Here is a 15,750-nt window from a genome sequence, read left to right as displayed (position 1 = left end):
CGGCAAAGCGCCACACTTTTTTACACAACAATGATGGCCCTTTTGAACCTCACTACACTCTTGCCAGTCTTATGGGCCATGCGTGGAATGGAGCTCCCAGCGCCCACGCCTTTTTTCAAGGAGTCATACATGCTTAACCCTCGTCGTAGCGCCGCCCTCGTGATGGCCACCAGCCTGCTCGCAAGCCTCCCGGCACTGGCGGAAGCGCCCCGGTACAACCAGATCTCGCTGCGCGCCGAAGTCAGCAAGGAAGTGGCTCGCGACCTGATGATCGTGACCCTGTACAGCGAAGCGCAGAACACCGACCCGGGCAAGCTGGCCAACGAAATCACCGAGACCATGAACAAGGCGGTGAAGCAGGCCCGTGAAGTGAAGGAAGTGAAGATCAGCCAGGGCAGCCGCAACAGCTACCCGATCTACGACAACAAGGGGCAGAAGATCACCGGCTGGCGCGAGCGCGCCGAACTGCGCCTGGAAAGTGCCGACTTCCCTGCCCTGTCCAAGCTGACCGGCGAGCTGTTGCAACAACTGAAAATGGGCGGCATGGACTTCTCCATCGCGCCAGCCACGCGCAAGTCCAGTGAAGACGAGCTGCTCAAGGATGCGGTCAATGCCTTCAAGACCCGCGCCCAACTGGCCACCGAGGCCCTGGGCGGCAAGGGCTACAAAGTGGTCAACCTGAACCTCAACAGCAGCGGCTACCCGCACCCCTATGCCCGCAGCGCCCCGATGATGATGAAAGCCAGCATGGATGCCGAAGGCGCAGCGCCAAGCCCGGACATCGAAGCTGGCACCAGCCAGGTCAGCCTGAGCGCCGACGGCACCATCGAAGTTCTAATGCCCTGAACAACGTCTACGCTCAATCGCGGCAGCTTCGGCTGCCGCGATTGCTGCACCCGGCAACACGCGCACCATCCTGGTGCCTGGCGTGACTTCATCTGCGCGCAACATCCTCGAAACAATCTGAAATACGACCTCGCAAACGATCAACTCCGTAAAAATTACACGGATGCGACATTCCTGTACGTCCGTCCCACTCTTTGTTGTCACACATCCCTTTGGCTGTTGCATTGGGTATAGGGCCTGCATAAGTATCCGCAGTACGGCTCACAAGGCCCCCTCAAAATCAAAAATGACAACAAATGAGGCCACCATGCTCAAACACGCGGTCATTCCGTTCCTGGTCGGCGCAGGCTTGCTTGCCGGCGCACCTTCTGCCCTCGCGGCGACTAACCTGGTGTTTTGCTCAGAAGGCAGCCCGGCCGGATTCGATCCCGGCCAATACACCACGGGAACCGACTTCGATGCCTCAGCCGAGACAGTCTTCAACCGCCTGAGCCAGTTCGAGCGTGGCGGCACCGCAGTCATCCCGGGCCTGGCAACCCGCTGGGACATCTCCGATGACGGCCTGACCTACACCTTCCACCTGCGTGAAGGGGTCAAGTTCCACACCACCGACTTCTTCAAGCCGACGCGCGAATTCAACGCCGACGACGTCCTGTTCACCTTCACTCGAATGCTCGACAAGGACATGCCGTTCCGCAAGGCCTACCCCACCGAGTTCCCGTACTTCACCGACATGGGCATGGACAAGAACATCGCCAAGGTGGAGAAGCTCGACGATCACACCGTCAAGTTCACCCTCAACGAGGTGGATGCCGCGTTCATCCAGAACATGGCCATGAGCTTCGCCTCGATCCAGTCGGCCGAGTACGCCGATCAGTTGCTCAAGCAGGGCAAGGCCGCCGATATCAACCAGAAGCCGATCGGCACCGGCCCGTTCGTGTTCAGCAAGTACCAGAAAGACGCGCAGATTCGCTTCAAGGGCAACAAGGACTACTGGCAACCCGAGGACGTGAAGATCGACAACCTGATCTTCGCCATCACCACCGACGCCTCGGTGCGTATGCAAAAGCTCAAGAAGAACGAGTGTCAGGTCACCCTCTTCCCCCGCCCGGCCGACATCGAGTCGCTCAAGGCAGATCCAAACCTGAAGATGCCTGACCAGCCCGGCTTCAACCTGGGCTACATCGCCTACAACGTGATGGACAAGATCAAAGGCAGCAACGAGCCCAACCCGATGGCCCAGCTCAAGGTTCGCCAGGCGCTGGACATGGCGGTGAACAAGCAGCAGATCATCGACTCGGTGTACCAGGGCGCCGGCCAGCTGGCCGTCAACGCCATGCCGCCGACCCAATGGTCGTACGACACCACCATCAAGGACACCCAGTACGATCCGGAGAAAGCCAAGCAACTGCTCAAGGAAGCGGGCGTCAAGGAAGGCACCGAGATCACCCTGTGGGCCATGCCGGTGCAACGCCCCTACAACCCCAACGCCAAGCTGATGGCTGAAATGCTGCAGTCCGACTGGGCCAAGATCGGCATCAAGGCCAAGATCGTCAGCTACGAATGGGGCGAGTACATCAAGCGTTCCAAGAGTGGCGAGAACGGCGCCATGCTGATCGGCTGGAGCGGTGACAACGGTGACCCGGACAACTGGCTGGGAACCCTGTATGGCTGTGATGCCATCAACGGCAACAACTTCTCCAAATGGTGCGACCCCGAGTACGACAAGCTGATCAAGCAGGCCAAGGCCACCTCCGACCAGGCCAAGCGCACCGAGCTGTACAAGCAAGCCCAGCAGCGCCTCAAGAGCCAGGTGCCGATCACACCGATTGCTCACTCCACGGTGTATCAGCCCATGCGCAAAACCGTAGAGGACTTCAAGATCAGTCCGTTTGCCTTGAACGCCTTCTACGGCGTCAGCGTGTCCAAGTAGCAGCCATCGACGGCCGCTGCGCGCCCCTCCCCGGTGTGCGCAGCGGCTTGATGCTGGCCTGGCAGGTCAACCGCGAACGCATCGACACGGAAACGTCGATGCCGCTTTTCGGAAACCTCCTGTACGCCCTCGCGTAATCACACTTGCAGCAACCTATCGACGCCGCTGGCGTCGAGTCATCGCTGTATGTGCGATATGCGCGGCCGTGCGCCCCGGACCGTTCAAAAACAACAAGAGATAAGGGATCGTCATGCGCCATACCCCGATTTTTGCAACATTGCTGAGCCTGGGTCTGCTCACCCAGGCCCCCCTGAGCCAGGCCAAGAACCTGGTGTTCTGCTCCGAAGGCAGCCCCGCAGGCTTCGACACCGCCCAATACACCAGCTCCACCGACAACGATGCCGCCGAGCCCATCTACAACCGCCTGGTGGAGTTCGAGCGAGGCGCCACCGCCGTCAAACCGGCCCTGGCCGAAACCTGGGACGTCTCCCCCGACGGGCTGACCTACACCTTCCAGCTGCGCGAAGGCGTGAAGTTCCACAGCAACAAGGACTTCAAGCCCACTCGCGAACTCAACGCCGACGACGTGCTGTTCACCTTCAACCGGATGCTTGATCGCGACCACCCGTTTCGCAAGCTCTACCCCACCGAGTTCCCCTACTTCGTCGGCATGAGCCTGGACAAGAACATTGCCCGGGTCGAGAAGACCGGCCCCATGACCGTGGTATTCACCCTCAACAGCGTCGATGCTGCCTTCGTGCAGAACCTGGCGATGAGTTTTGCCTCCATCCTCTCGGCCGAGTACGCCGAGCATCTGATGACCTCCGGCCGCCCCAGCGACATCAATCAGAAGCCGATCGGCACCGGGCCTTTCGTGTTCCAGCGTTACCAGAAGGACTCGCAGATCCGCTATCGCGGCAACAAGGACTACTGGAACCCCGACCAGGTAAAGCTTGACCAACTGATTTTCTCGATCAACACCGACCCCTCGGTGCGCATCCAGAAGCTGCGCAAAAACGAATGCCAGGTAACCGTGAATCCACGCCCGGCTGACCTGGAGGCACTCAAGGCCGACCAGAAGCTCCAGGTGATCGAAAAGCCCGGCTTCAACCTGGGCTACATCGCCTACAACGTGCAGCACAAACCTTTCGACCAGTTACAAGTACGCCAGGCCATGGACATGGCAGTGAACAAGCCGGCCATCGTCCAGGCGGTGTACCAGCATGCCGGGCAACTGGCTGTCGGCAGCATGCCGCCCACCCAGTGGTCGTATGACGACAGCATCAAGGACGCCGGCTACAACCCGGACAAGGCCCGCGAACTGCTCCGGGCAGCCGGGGTCAAGGAAGGTACCGAAATCACCCTGTGGGCCATGCCTGTACAACGCCCCTACAACCCCAACGCCAAGTTGATGGCCGAAATGCTTCAGGCCGACTGGGGCAAGGTCGGCCTGAAGGTCAAGATTGTCAGCTACGAGTGGGGCGAATACCTCAAGCGCACCAAGGACGGTGAACACGACATCTCGCTGATCGGCTGGACCGGCGACAACGGCGACCCGGACAACTGGCTGGGCACCCTGTACAGCTGTGACGCGATCGGCAGCAACAACTACTCCATGTGGTGCGACCCGCAATACGACGCGCTGGTCAAACAAGCCAAGACCATCACCGACCGCGAGCAACGCACCGTGCTCTATCGACAGGCTCAGCAGCGCCTCAAGCAGCAAGTGCCAATCACCCCGATCGCGCATTCGACGGTCAACCAACCGCTCAGTGCCAAGGTCGAGGACTTCAAGGTAAGCCCCTTCGGGCGCAACGTCTTTTCCGGCGTCAGCATCGAATAATCCCTGCCCGGGCCAAAGGCGTGCGATCCACGCCTGCGGCCCTGTGCAGCCTGGATCTGCCCGATGGCGATCGGGCAAACGTTTGCAATCCCTGTTCCACCGCAAAAGCGCCGAACCCACAAGGCCAGGCGTTCAAAAAAAAAGAAAAGAAAGGGAGCTTTACCTTGAGACGATCTATCTCTGCAGTTTTTGCCTTGTCCTTCACAGGCCTGTCCGTCATGGCCCAGGCTGAGCCCGCCAGCCAGGACTTCGTCCCGGTCAGTGCCAAGAACACCAGTGCCCAGAGCCAGGCCAGCGGCTTTATCGAAGGCCAGAGCCTGTCCGGTACGACCCGTAACTGGTACGCCCGCGAACGCGCCACCCGCGCGCCGCTGTGGAAGTACTACAAGAGCGACGGCACCCGCCACGACACCCACAGCCGTGACAACTGGGTCCAGGGCACCATCCTCAACTACAGCTCGGGCTTTACCGAAGGCACCATCGGTTTCGCCACCGAAGTAGCCGCCTACAACGCCATCGCCCTGGAACAGGGGCGCGCTGCCGTCGCCGGCCCCAACAACCGGACCCTGACCCACAGCGACGGCGATGTCATCGGCCAATGGAGCAAGATGGGCCTGGCCAACGTCAAGGCGCGGGTGTCCAACACCACCCTGACCGCCGGGCGCCAGTCGATGGACACACCGGTCATCGCCTACATCGGCAACCGTGCCCTGCCGTCGAGTTTCCAGGGTGTGAGCATTCACAGCGAAGAGTTCGACAACTTGTCGTTCGACGCCGGGACCTTTGACCGCGTCTCACCGCGAACCGAACAGAGCCTGAGCAAATTCCGCTCCGAGTACGCCGCCAACGGCGCAGAAACCGATCGCATCAGCATGATCGGCCTCAACTACCAGCCGCTGCGCAGCCTCAGAACCAGCCTGTACGCCTCCAAGGTCGAAGACTTCTGGAACCAGTACTACTTCGGCGCCAACCATGAACTGGGCGACAGCGCAGTGTTGAGCCTGACCACTGGCCTGAACTACTACAAGACCAAGGATGAAGGCCGCAGCGAACTCGGTGAGATCGACAACGACACCTACAGCCTGTCGCTGGGCCTGACCCATCAGGCGCACAGCCTGACCTTTTCCTACCAGCAAGTGAACGGCAACGAGTACTTCGACTACCTGCATGAAACCAACGCCATCTTCCTGGCCAACTCCCTGCTCTCGGACTTCAACGGCCCGAACGAGAAATCCATGCAGATCGCCTACGGCTTGAACATGGCCCAATACGGCGTGCCGGGCCTCAAGTTCAACCTGTACAACGCCCGTGGCTGGGGCATCGATGGCACCCACTACCGCGGTACCGGCTACGACGTGCAAGGCCAAGATGGCGAGACGCACTACGAGTGGGGTATTGGCACCAGCTATGCGGTGCAGAGCGGTGCGCTCAAGGACACCACCATCCGCGCCACCTACACCGCCCACCGGGCCAGCAAGGCCCAGGCCGACGGCAGCCTGGACGAGCTGCGTATCGTGACCACCATTCCCTTCAACATTCTCTGAGGCAGGCCATGGCCGGTTCACCGAACCGGCCATGGCGACTACGCTGGCTTAATTGATAGCCGGGAGGTTTCATGAAACTGCTACCGCTACGGGCTGCCCTGGCAGCCGTCCTGTTGAGCACTGCGGCGGGGCTTTCGGCCAAGCCGCTGGTGGTGTGTACCGAGGCAAGTCCGGAAGGCTTCGACATCGTCCAGTACACCACGGCCGTGACTGCCGACGCCTCGGCCGAAACCATCTTCAACCGCCTGGTCGACTTCAAGCCCGGCACTACCGAGATCCAGCCGGCCCTGGCCGAGCGCTGGGACATCAGCCCGGACGGGCTGACCTATACCTTCCATCTGCGCGAAGGGGTGAAGTTCCACACCACCGACTACTTCACCCCCTCCCGGGCAATGAATGCCGACGATGTGCTCTGGAGCTTCCGACGCCAGCTGGACCCGAACCATCCGTGGCACAACAAGACCAGCGTCGGCTTCCCCTACTTCGAGAGCATGGGCTTCAAGACGCTGCTCAAGAGCGTCGAGAAAACCGACGATCATACGGTGGTCTTCACCCTCACCCGCCCCGAAGCACCCTTCCTGCCTGACCTGGCCATGGCCTTCACCTCGATCTACTCGGCCGAGTACGGCGACCAGTTACTCAAGGCCGGCAAGACTGCCGACCTCAACAGCAAGCCGATCGGCACCGGCCCGTTCATCTTCCAGCGCTACAACAAGGACGCCCAGGTCCGCTACAAGCCCAACCCGGACTACTTTCGCGGCAAGCCGCCGGCCGATGCGCTGATCTTCGCCATCGCCAGTGACAACAACGTGCGCCTGCAAAAGCTCAAGGCCAACGAATGCCAGGTGGCGCTCTACCCCAAGCCTGACGACATCCCCAGCATCAAGACCGACCCCAGGTTGAAAGTGGCCGAGATGGAGGCCCTGACCACCGGCTATATCTCGCTCAACACCCAGCACAAATACCTGAGCGACGTGCGGGTGCGCAAAGCCATCAACATGGCCTTCGACCGCCAGGTCCACGTCGAGCAGCTGTTCGGCAAAGGCAATGCGCTGGTGGGCGTCAACCCTTACCCGCCGACCCTGATGGGCTACAACACCGCCAACCGCAACCCGCCTCGCGACCTGGACAAGGCCCGCGCCCTGCTCAAGGACGCCGGCGTACCGGAAGGCACGGTACTGACCCTGTTCACCCGCAACGGCGGCGGCCCGACCAACCCCAACCCGCGCCTAAGCGCCGAAATGCTCCAGGCAGACCTGGCCAGGATCGGCCTGAAGGTCGATATCCGCGTGATGGAATGGGCCGAAATGCTGCGCCGCGCCAAGAACGGCGAGGCCGACATGGTGTCGACGGGCTGGGCCGGCGACAACGGCGACCCGGACAACTTCCTCACCCCGCTGCTCAGCTGCGAAGCCGTGAAAAGCGGAGAGAACTATGCCCGCTGGTGCAATCAGACATTCCAGGCGTTGATCGACAAGGCCCGCACCGTGACCGACACAGATGAGCGCGCAGCGCTCTATGTAAAGGCGCTGGCGGTGTACGATGAAGACCAACCGTGGATCAGCATGGCGCATCCGAAGATGTTCACCGCCATGCGCAGTAACGTTGAGGGCTACCACATCAACCCCCTCACCAATAACAACTTCGCCACCACCCAGGTGAAGTAGAACAAGAACGACCGCCAGCCCCTGATCGGGTGCTGGCGGGCACGCCTGACAGGCTGATGAGGTACACCAGAAGATGTTTAGTTTTATTGCCCGGCGCCTGGGACTCTTGATCCCGACCTTTTTCGGCATCACCTTGCTGACCTTCGCGCTCATACGCCTGATACCGGGAGACCCGGTGGAAGTCATGATGGGTGAGCGCCGGGTCGACCCCGAAATGCACGCCCAGGCCATGGAACGCCTTGGCCTGAACAAACCCTTGCCCGAGCAGTACCTGGACTACATCGGCAAGCTGGCCCAGGGCGACCTGGGTGAGTCGCTGCGTACCCGCGAAAGCGTCTGGCACGAGTTCCTCGCCCTGTTCCCGGCCACGCTCGAGCTGGCCCTGGCGGCGTTGTTCTTTGCCGGCATCGTCGGCCTGCTGGCCGGGGTGATTGCCGCCCTCAAGCGCGGCTCGCTGTTCGATCACGGGGTCATGGGGATATCCCTGGCCGGCTACTCGATGCCGATCTTCTGGTGGGGCCTGATCCTGATCATGTTCTTCTCGGTGAGCCTGGGCTGGACCCCGGTGTCCGGGCGCATCGACCTGCTCTACGACATCGAGCCGAAAACCGGCTTCATGCTCATCGACACCCTGCTCAGCGATGAAGAAGGCGCCTTCAAGGATGCCGTCATGCATCTGATTCTTCCGGCCATCGTGCTCGGCACCATCCCGCTGGCGGTGATCGCCCGGATGACCCGCTCCTCGATGCTTGAAGTGCTGCGCGAAGACTACATCCGTACCGCCAGGGCCAAGGGCCTGTCGCCTGCCCGCGTGGTGTTCGTGCATGGCCTGCGCAACGCGCTGATCCCGGTACTCACCGTGTTCGGCCTGCAGGTCGGCACCTTGCTGGCGGGCGCGGTACTCACCGAAACCATCTTTTCCTGGCCGGGCATCGGCAAATGGCTGATCGAAGCCATCGGCGCCCGTGACTACCCCGTGGTCCAGAACGGCATCCTGTTGATTGCCTGCCTGGTGATCCTGGTCAACTTCGTCGTAGACATCCTCTACGGCCTGGCCAACCCACGCATCCGTCATCAGCGCTGAGGGCCTCGACATGACTACCCCACTTGCAAAAGCCGTCACCACGCCCGCTACCGCCGTCGACCAGAGCCTGCTCTACCCCTCGCCCTACAAGGAATTCTGGCAAGCGTTCTCGCGCAACAAGGGTGCTGTGGCCGGGCTGATGTTCATGAGCCTGATCGTGTTCTGCGCGCTGTTTGCGCCCTGGGTGGCACCGCACAACCCCAGTGAGCAGTACCGCGACTTTTTGCTGACCCCGCCGGTATGGCTCGAAGGCGGCAACTGGCAATTCATCCTGGGCACCGACGAGCTGGGCCGCGACCTGCTCTCACGCCTGATCCAGGGTTCGCGCCTGTCGCTGCTGATCGGCCTGTCATCGGTGGTGATCTCGCTGATTCCCGGGATCTTCCTTGGCCTGCTGGCCGGGTTCTTCCCGCGCCTGCTCGGCCCTTCGATCATGCGCCTGATGGACGTGATGCTGGCCCTGCCCTCGCTGCTGCTGGCGGTGGCTATCGTCGCCATCCTCGGCCCTGGCCTGATCAACACCGTGATCGCTATCGCCATCGTATCGCTGCCCTCCTACGTGCGCCTGACCCGCGCCGCGGTCATGGGCGAGCTGAACCGTGACTACGTCACCGCCGCACGCCTGGCCGGTGCCAGCCTGCCGCGCCTGATGTTCGTCACCGTGCTGCCCAACTGCATGGCGCCGCTGATCGTCCAGGCCACCTTGAGCTTCTCCTCGGCAATTCTCGATGCCGCGGCCCTGGGCTTCCTCGGCCTGGGCGTGCAGCCGCCGACCCCTGAGTGGGGCACCATGCTGGCCTCGGCCCGCGACTACATCGAACGCGCCTGGTGGGTAGTGAGTCTGCCTGGCCTGACCATTTTGCTCAGCGTGCTGGCAATCAACCTGATGGGCGACGGACTGCGCGATGCGCTGGACCCGAAACTCAAGAACGCCGCCTGAGGAGAACGCCATGTCACTTCTGCAAATCAAGAATCTGAATGTGCGCTTTGGCGACGCCAACGCGGTGCCGGTGGTCGATGGACTGGACCTGAGCGTCAACGAGGGCGAAGTCCTGGCAATCGTCGGCGAATCGGGCTCGGGCAAATCGGTGACCATGATGGCGCTGATGGGCCTGATCGACGCACCCGGGCGCATCACCGCCGACGCCCTGACCTTCGACGGCACCAACATGCTCAAGCTCAGCGGCCGCCAGCGGCGCAAGGTGGTGGGCAAGGATATGGCCATGGTCTTCCAGGACCCGATGACCGCCCTCAACCCGAGCTACACCGTGGGCTTCCAGATCGAGGAAGTGCTGCGCCAGCACCTGGGCCTGCGCGGCAAGGCCGCTCGCCAGCGCGCCCTGGAGCTGCTCAAGAAGGTCGAGATCCCGGCCGCCGAAAGCCGCCTCGACGCCTACCCCCACCAACTTTCCGGCGGCATGAGCCAGCGCGTGGCCATTGCCATGGCCATCGCCGGCGAGCCCAAGCTGCTGATCGCCGATGAACCGACCACCGCCCTGGATGTGACCATTCAGGCGCAGATCATGGAGTTGCTGCTCAACCTGCAAAAAGAACAGAACATGGCCCTGATCCTGATCACCCATGACCTGGCCGTGGTCGCCGAGACCGCCAAGCGGGTCTGTGTGATGTATGCAGGCCAGGTCGTGGAAGTCGGCCAGGTGCCGGAACTGTTCGATGTACCCGCCCACCCCTACAGCGAAGCGCTGCTGGCGGCGATTCCCGAGCAAAGCGAAGGCGCCGAGCGCCTGGCGACCCTGCCCGGTATCGTCCCCGGCCGCTACGACCGCCCGCAAGGTTGCCTGCTGTCGCCGCGTTGCCCCTATGTGCAGGACAACTGCCGCCGGCAACGCCCGAGCCTCGATCCCCAGGCCCATAGCCAGGTCCGTTGTTTCTACCCGCTGAACCAGGAGGTGGCGTAATGACCGTCGTCCTTACCGCCCGTGAACTGACCCGTCACTACGAAGTTTCCCGTGGCCTGTTCAAGGGCCATGCCCTGGTGCGCGCACTCAACGGCGTGTCGTTTGAACTCGAGGCCGGCAAGACCCTGGCCGTGGTCGGCGAATCCGGCTGCGGCAAGTCGACCCTGGCCCGCGCCCTGACCTTGATCGAAGAGCCCTCCTCCGGCTCGCTGAAAATTGCCGGGCAGGAAGTGGCCGGGGCCAACAAGGCCGAGCGCAAGCAACTGCGCAAGGATGTACAGATGGTCTTCCAGAGCCCCTATGCCTCGCTCAACCCGCGACAGAAGATCGGCGATCAGTTGGCTGAACCGCTGCTGATCAACACCAACCTGTCCAAGGCCGAGCGCCGCGAAAAGGTCCAGGCCATGATGCAGCAAGTCGGCCTGCGCCCGGAGCACTACCAGCGCTACCCGCACATGTTCTCCGGCGGACAGCGCCAGCGTATCGCCCTGGCCCGGGCGATGATGCTGCAGCCCAAGGTGCTGGTGGCCGATGAACCGACCTCGGCGCTGGACGTATCGATCCAGGCCCAGGTGCTGAACCTGTTCATGGACCTGCAGAAGGAGTTCAACACCGCCTATGTGTTCATCTCCCACAACCTGGCCGTGGTGCGCCATGTGGCCGACCAGGTGCTGGTGATGTACCTGGGCCGACCGGCCGAGATGGGGCCCAAGGAGGACATCTACAACAAGCCCCTGCACCCCTACACCCAGGCGCTGCTGTCGGCTACCCCGACCATCCACCCCGACCCGCTCAAGCCGAAGATCAAGATCGCCGGCGAACTGCCCAACCCGCTGAACCCGCCGCCGGGCTGCGCCTTCCACAAGCGCTGCCCGTATGCCACCGAACGCTGTGCAGCCGAAGAGCCGGCGTTCAGGCAAGTGGGTACCCGCCAGGTGGCATGCCACTACGCCGAGCAGTTCTTGTAGGCGCGGGCTTGCCCCGCGAGGCGATGTGCCTGACACACCGCTATCGCGGGGCAAGCCCGCTCCTACAGTTGCTCCACTTGACCGGCGCACAACCGCCCATCACTATCGCTCAATGATCCCCGACCCCATCCCCGACGGCCCGGAACAAACCCCGGAAACAGCCGCCACCGTCCTGCGTTATCACCTGTGCTGGAAGCATCGCGACCTGGACGGGGTGATGGCCTTGTATCACCCCGATATCCAGTACAACGACTACTTCCAGAACCGCGTCCTGCACCTCGATGAACTGCGCGAGTACGTGCGCGTGAGCATGCCCCGCGAAGTCGATGAAGACATCGTCCACAGCGACCGTATCCGGGTCGATGGCTGTACCGCGTTCATCCAGTACCAGGTCACCCTGCGCGGCGGCGAAGGCCTGGTGGCGTTCCAGTCCAGCGAAGCCATCACCGTGCGCGACGGCCTGGTCTGGCGGGTCAATGAATACGCCTCGCTGGTGCGCGAAGCCAAGCCCGAGTCCGGCCAGGGCGATGCGCGCCCGACCATGAGCCGCCTGGGGCTGTCGCCCCGGCAACTGAGCTCCATGGCCCAGGACCTGGAGCAGTACTTCCAGCGCCAGCAACCCTACCTCGACCCGGAACTCGACCTGCAACGCGTCGCCCGCGAGAGCGGCTACAGCCGCAACCAGATCTCCTACCTGCTCAACCAGGTGCTGGGCCAGAGCTTCTACCGCTACGTCAACCAGGCACGCCTGCATCACCTGCTCAACGGCCTGGACCGAGCACCCGCCACCAGCAAAATCGACGACCAGGCCTTTGCCGCCGGCTTCAACTCGCTCTCGGCGTTCTACAAGTGTTTTCGCCAGCACACCGGGCTCTCGCCCAAGGCCTGGGTCAAGCAGAATTCTCTGCGTGCACGCAGCTAAGACAACACCCCCCGCCAGCTTCTAGGATCGCCACAGACCGTAACGGATGTGGAGCCGAACACAATGCAGCCCTGGCGCAAGATCAGCCTTTGGATGGACCAGCTGGATGAGACGCTGAGCACGCGCCCGGCCCTGCACCACGACCTAGACGTGGATGTCTGCATCATCGGCGCCGGCTACACGGGGCTATGGACCGCCTACTACCTCAAGCAGCAGGCCCCGCACCTGAACATCGCCATCGTCGAGGCCAACATCGCAGGCTTCGGCGCCTCCGGTCGCAACGGTGGCTGGCTGATGGGCAATATGCTGGGCGAAGACCGCTTGCTGGCCGCCAGCTCCCCTGCGCAACGCCGCGCCTCCTACGACCTGCTGCATGGCATTCCCGATGAAGTGCAGCGTGTACTGACCCTTGAAGGCATCGACTGCGACTACCGCAAAGGCGGCGTTCTGTATTGCGCGGCCCGCTACCCGGAGCAGGAAACCACCCTGCGCAACTACCTCGACAAACTCTACAAGCAAGGCCTCACCGAAGCCGACTACCGCTGGATGAGCCCGGCGCAACTGGCCACCCAGCTGCGTATCAGCAAACCCTACGGCGCCATTTTCAATCCCAATGTCGCCACCATCCAGCCGGCCAAACTGGTGCGCGGCCTGGCCCGCACCGTGGAACGCATGGGCGTGCACCTGTACGAGAGCAGCCCGGTGACCGAGTGGCGCGCTGGCGAGGTGCGCACGGCACAGGCACGTATCAAGTGCCAATGGCTGGTACCGGCGGTGGAAGGTTACTCGGTCAACCTACCGCCGCTTGGGCATTACCAGATGCCGGTGCAAAGCCTGCTGGTGGCCACCGAGCCGCTGCCGGAACACGTCTGGGAAAAGATCGGCCTGAACCAGGGCCAGGCCTTCAGCGAAAACAGCCGTCAGGTCACCTACGGCCAGCGCAGCGCCGACAACCGCCTGGTGTTCGGCGCCCGTGGCGGCTATCGGTTCGCCGGCCGGCTGCGGGAAAACTTCGACCTGACCGAAAGCGAAATCGAACTGCGCCGCTACCTGTTCGGCGAGTTGTTCCCGCAGCTCAAGGACGTCGCCATTACCCACGCCTGGGGCGGCAACCTGGGCATGGCCCGGCGCTTCCGGCCGCACATGCTCTGTGACCGCAAGCAAGGCATCGCCCTGGCCGGTGGCTACGGTGGCGAAGGGGTGGGCGCCAGCGCCCTGGGCGGTCGCACCCTGGCCGAGCTGATCCTGGAGCGGCGCAGTGAGCTGACCGAGCAGCCCTGGGTTCACCCCGACAGCACACTGTCCAGCCTCAAGGGCTGGGAGCCCGAACCCTGCCGCTGGCTGGGCTACAACGCCATCATCAAGAGTTTCGTCCATGAGGACCAGACCCTCGCCGACCCCACCAGCGCCCCCTGGCGCCGGCGCCTGGCCAGCGGCGTGGCGGACTTCATGGAAGGCTTCATGCACTGACTTTTCGTTCCCCCTGAACAGGACCACTGGTATGAGCATTACCCAGTTCAAGAACACCGACACCGCCGTGCTGCAAGAATCCAATCCGGTTGCCGTTCCGCTCGGCGAGCCGGTGTCGATTGCCTCGGTGACCGCCGTCGAGCGCAGCGACGGCGTCGAAACCGGCATCTGGGAATGCACCCCGGGCCGCTGGCGCCGGCAGATCGTGCAGCAAGAGTTCTGTCACTTCATCAAGGGCCGTTGCACCTTCACCCCCGACGGCGGTGAACCGCTGACCATCGAAGCCGGCGACGCCATCATGCTGCCGGCCAACAGCACCGGGGTCTGGGACATCCAGGAAACCGTGCGCAAAACCTATGTACTGATTTTCTGATCATCTGATCGCCTGCCTCCTTCGATAAAAACAGACAAAGCAAGGAATCCAGACATGCGCCCATTGCTCTTCGCACCCCTTTTGCTGGCGGCGTCCTTCGCCCAGGCGGCCGATTCGGTGAAAATCTACAACTGGTCCAGCTACATTGCCCCCGACACCCTGAAGAACTTCCAGCAAGCCAGCGGCATCGTGCCGACCTACGACGTGTTCGACAGCAACGAAACCCTCGACGGCAAGCTGATGACCGGCAACTCCGGTTACGACGTGGTGTTCCCGTCCAACCACTTCATGGCCCGGCAGATCCAGGGCAAGGCGCTGAAGAAGCTCGACAAGAGCCAGCTACCCAACTGGCAAAACCTCAACCCGGTGCTGCTCAAGGCCCTGGAAGTGAACGACCCGGGCAACCAGTACGGCTTCCCGTACCTATGGGGCAGTACCGGCATCGGCTACAACATCGACAAGGTCAAGGCGGTGCTGGGCGACAACGCTCCGGTGGATTCCTGGGACCTGATCTTCAAGCCCGAATACATCAGCAAGCTCAAGAGCTGCGGCGTCGCGGTGCTGGACAACGGCCCCGAGCTGCTGCCGATTGCCCTGCACTACCTGGGCCTGCCGCACCACAGCCAGGACCCGAAGGACTACGACAAGGCCAAGGAACTGCTGATGAAGGTGCGCCCGTACATCAGCTACTTCCACTCGTCCAAATACACGGGTGACCTGGCCAATGGCGATATCTGCGTGGTGGTGGGTTTCTCCGGCGACGTACTGCAGGCCAAGAACCGTGCAGACGAAGCGAAGAACGGGGTGAAGGTGGGTTACTCGATTCCCAAGGAAGGCGCGCCGATGTGGTTCGACATGGTTGCCATGCCGGCCGACGCACCGAACGAGAAAGCCGGTTACGCCTACATGAACTACCTACTGCAACCGGAGGTGATGGCCAACATCAGCAACCATGTGCAGTACGCCAACGGCAACCTCAAGGCTGACACCCTGGTGGACCCGGCCCTGAAGGCCAACACCATGATCTACCCGAGCGACGAAATGCTCGGCAAGCTGTACGCACTGGAGGCAATGCCGGCCAAGATCGACCGCATTCGCACGCGGCTCTGGACCAGCATCAAAGCGGGAAACTGAAATGATCGCGGGGCAAGTCGAGACGTCTCGACTTGCCCCGCGATGCT

The 15,750-nt window shown here is 62.4% G+C and carries 13 protein-coding genes; all 13 read left to right on the top strand.

The genetic code is table 11. From position 1 onward, the window contains the following. The first annotated feature begins 129 nt into the window (after nt 1-129). The gene (locus U9R80_RS05045) at nt 130-846 is read left to right on the top strand and encodes an SIMPL domain-containing protein (protein WP_301837408.1); all 717 of its coding nucleotides are present in this window, start codon (nt 130-132) and stop codon (nt 844-846) included. Between the two features lie 307 nt (nt 847-1,153). After that, nucleotides 1,154-2,779, top strand: coding sequence for an ABC transporter substrate-binding protein (locus U9R80_RS05040; RefSeq protein ID WP_301837409.1), 1,626 nt, complete (start codon nt 1,154-1,156; stop codon nt 2,777-2,779). Nucleotides 2,780-3,029: 250 nt separating this feature from the next. Next, a complete protein-coding gene (locus tag U9R80_RS05035) occupies nt 3,030-4,622 on the top strand; it encodes an ABC transporter substrate-binding protein (protein WP_301837410.1) in 1,593 nt (530 codons plus the stop codon). 218 nt (nt 4,623-4,840) lie between these two features. Then, the gene (locus U9R80_RS05030; protein ID WP_301837411.1) at nt 4,841-6,166 is read left to right on the top strand and encodes an OprD family porin; all 1,326 of its coding nucleotides are present in this window, start codon (nt 4,841-4,843) and stop codon (nt 6,164-6,166) included. Between the two features lie 71 nt (nt 6,167-6,237). Then, nucleotides 6,238-7,833 (top strand): ABC transporter substrate-binding protein, encoded by a 1,596-nt coding sequence (locus U9R80_RS05025; protein ID WP_301837412.1) that lies wholly within the window; start codon nt 6,238-6,240, stop codon nt 7,831-7,833. A 73-nt stretch (nt 7,834-7,906) separates the two neighbouring features. Then, on the top strand, nt 7,907-8,917 hold the full coding sequence (locus U9R80_RS05020; protein WP_028942798.1) for an ABC transporter permease subunit: 1,011 nt from the start codon (nt 7,907-7,909) through the stop codon (nt 8,915-8,917). Nucleotides 8,918-8,927: 10 nt separating this feature from the next. Then, on the top strand, nt 8,928-9,857 hold the full coding sequence (locus U9R80_RS05015; protein ID WP_301837413.1) for an ABC transporter permease subunit: 930 nt from the start codon (nt 8,928-8,930) through the stop codon (nt 9,855-9,857). A gap of 10 nt (nt 9,858-9,867) precedes the next feature. Next, nucleotides 9,868-10,836: an ABC transporter ATP-binding protein gene (locus U9R80_RS05010; protein WP_301837415.1), complete on the top strand. Its 969-nt coding sequence runs from the start codon at nt 9,868-9,870 to the stop codon at nt 10,834-10,836. Further along, complete coding sequence (locus U9R80_RS05005) at nt 10,836-11,804, top strand: peptide ABC transporter ATP-binding protein (protein ID WP_301837416.1); 969 nt, start codon at nt 10,836-10,838, stop codon at nt 11,802-11,804. Before U9R80_RS05010 ends, U9R80_RS05005 begins: the two co-directional genes overlap by 1 nt. 112 nt (nt 11,805-11,916) lie before the next feature. Beyond that, entirely contained in the window at nt 11,917-12,726 is an 810-nt protein-coding gene (locus tag U9R80_RS05000; protein ID WP_301837417.1) for an AraC family transcriptional regulator, read from the top strand. Between the two features lie 63 nt (nt 12,727-12,789). Further along, entirely contained in the window at nt 12,790-14,196 is a 1,407-nt protein-coding gene (locus tag U9R80_RS04995) for an NAD(P)/FAD-dependent oxidoreductase (protein WP_301837418.1), read from the top strand. Nucleotides 14,197-14,227: 31 nt separating this feature from the next. After that, nucleotides 14,228-14,569, top strand: a complete 342-nt coding sequence (locus U9R80_RS04990) for a cupin domain-containing protein (RefSeq protein WP_301837419.1) — start codon at nt 14,228-14,230, stop codon at nt 14,567-14,569. A gap of 54 nt (nt 14,570-14,623) precedes the next feature. Beyond that, nucleotides 14,624-15,703 carry a polyamine ABC transporter substrate-binding protein gene (locus U9R80_RS04985; RefSeq protein ID WP_301837420.1) on the top strand — a complete coding sequence of 360 codons (1,080 nt, stop codon included), beginning with the start codon at nt 14,624-14,626 and terminating at the stop codon, nt 15,701-15,703. The last annotated feature ends 47 nt before the right edge of the window (nt 15,704-15,750 follow it).

This window comes from Pseudomonas sp. JQ170C, assembly GCF_035581345.1.
Taxonomy (GTDB): Bacteria; Pseudomonadota; Gammaproteobacteria; order Pseudomonadales; family Pseudomonadaceae; genus Aquipseudomonas.
This window is presented reverse-complemented; position numbering and strand designations above follow the sequence as displayed.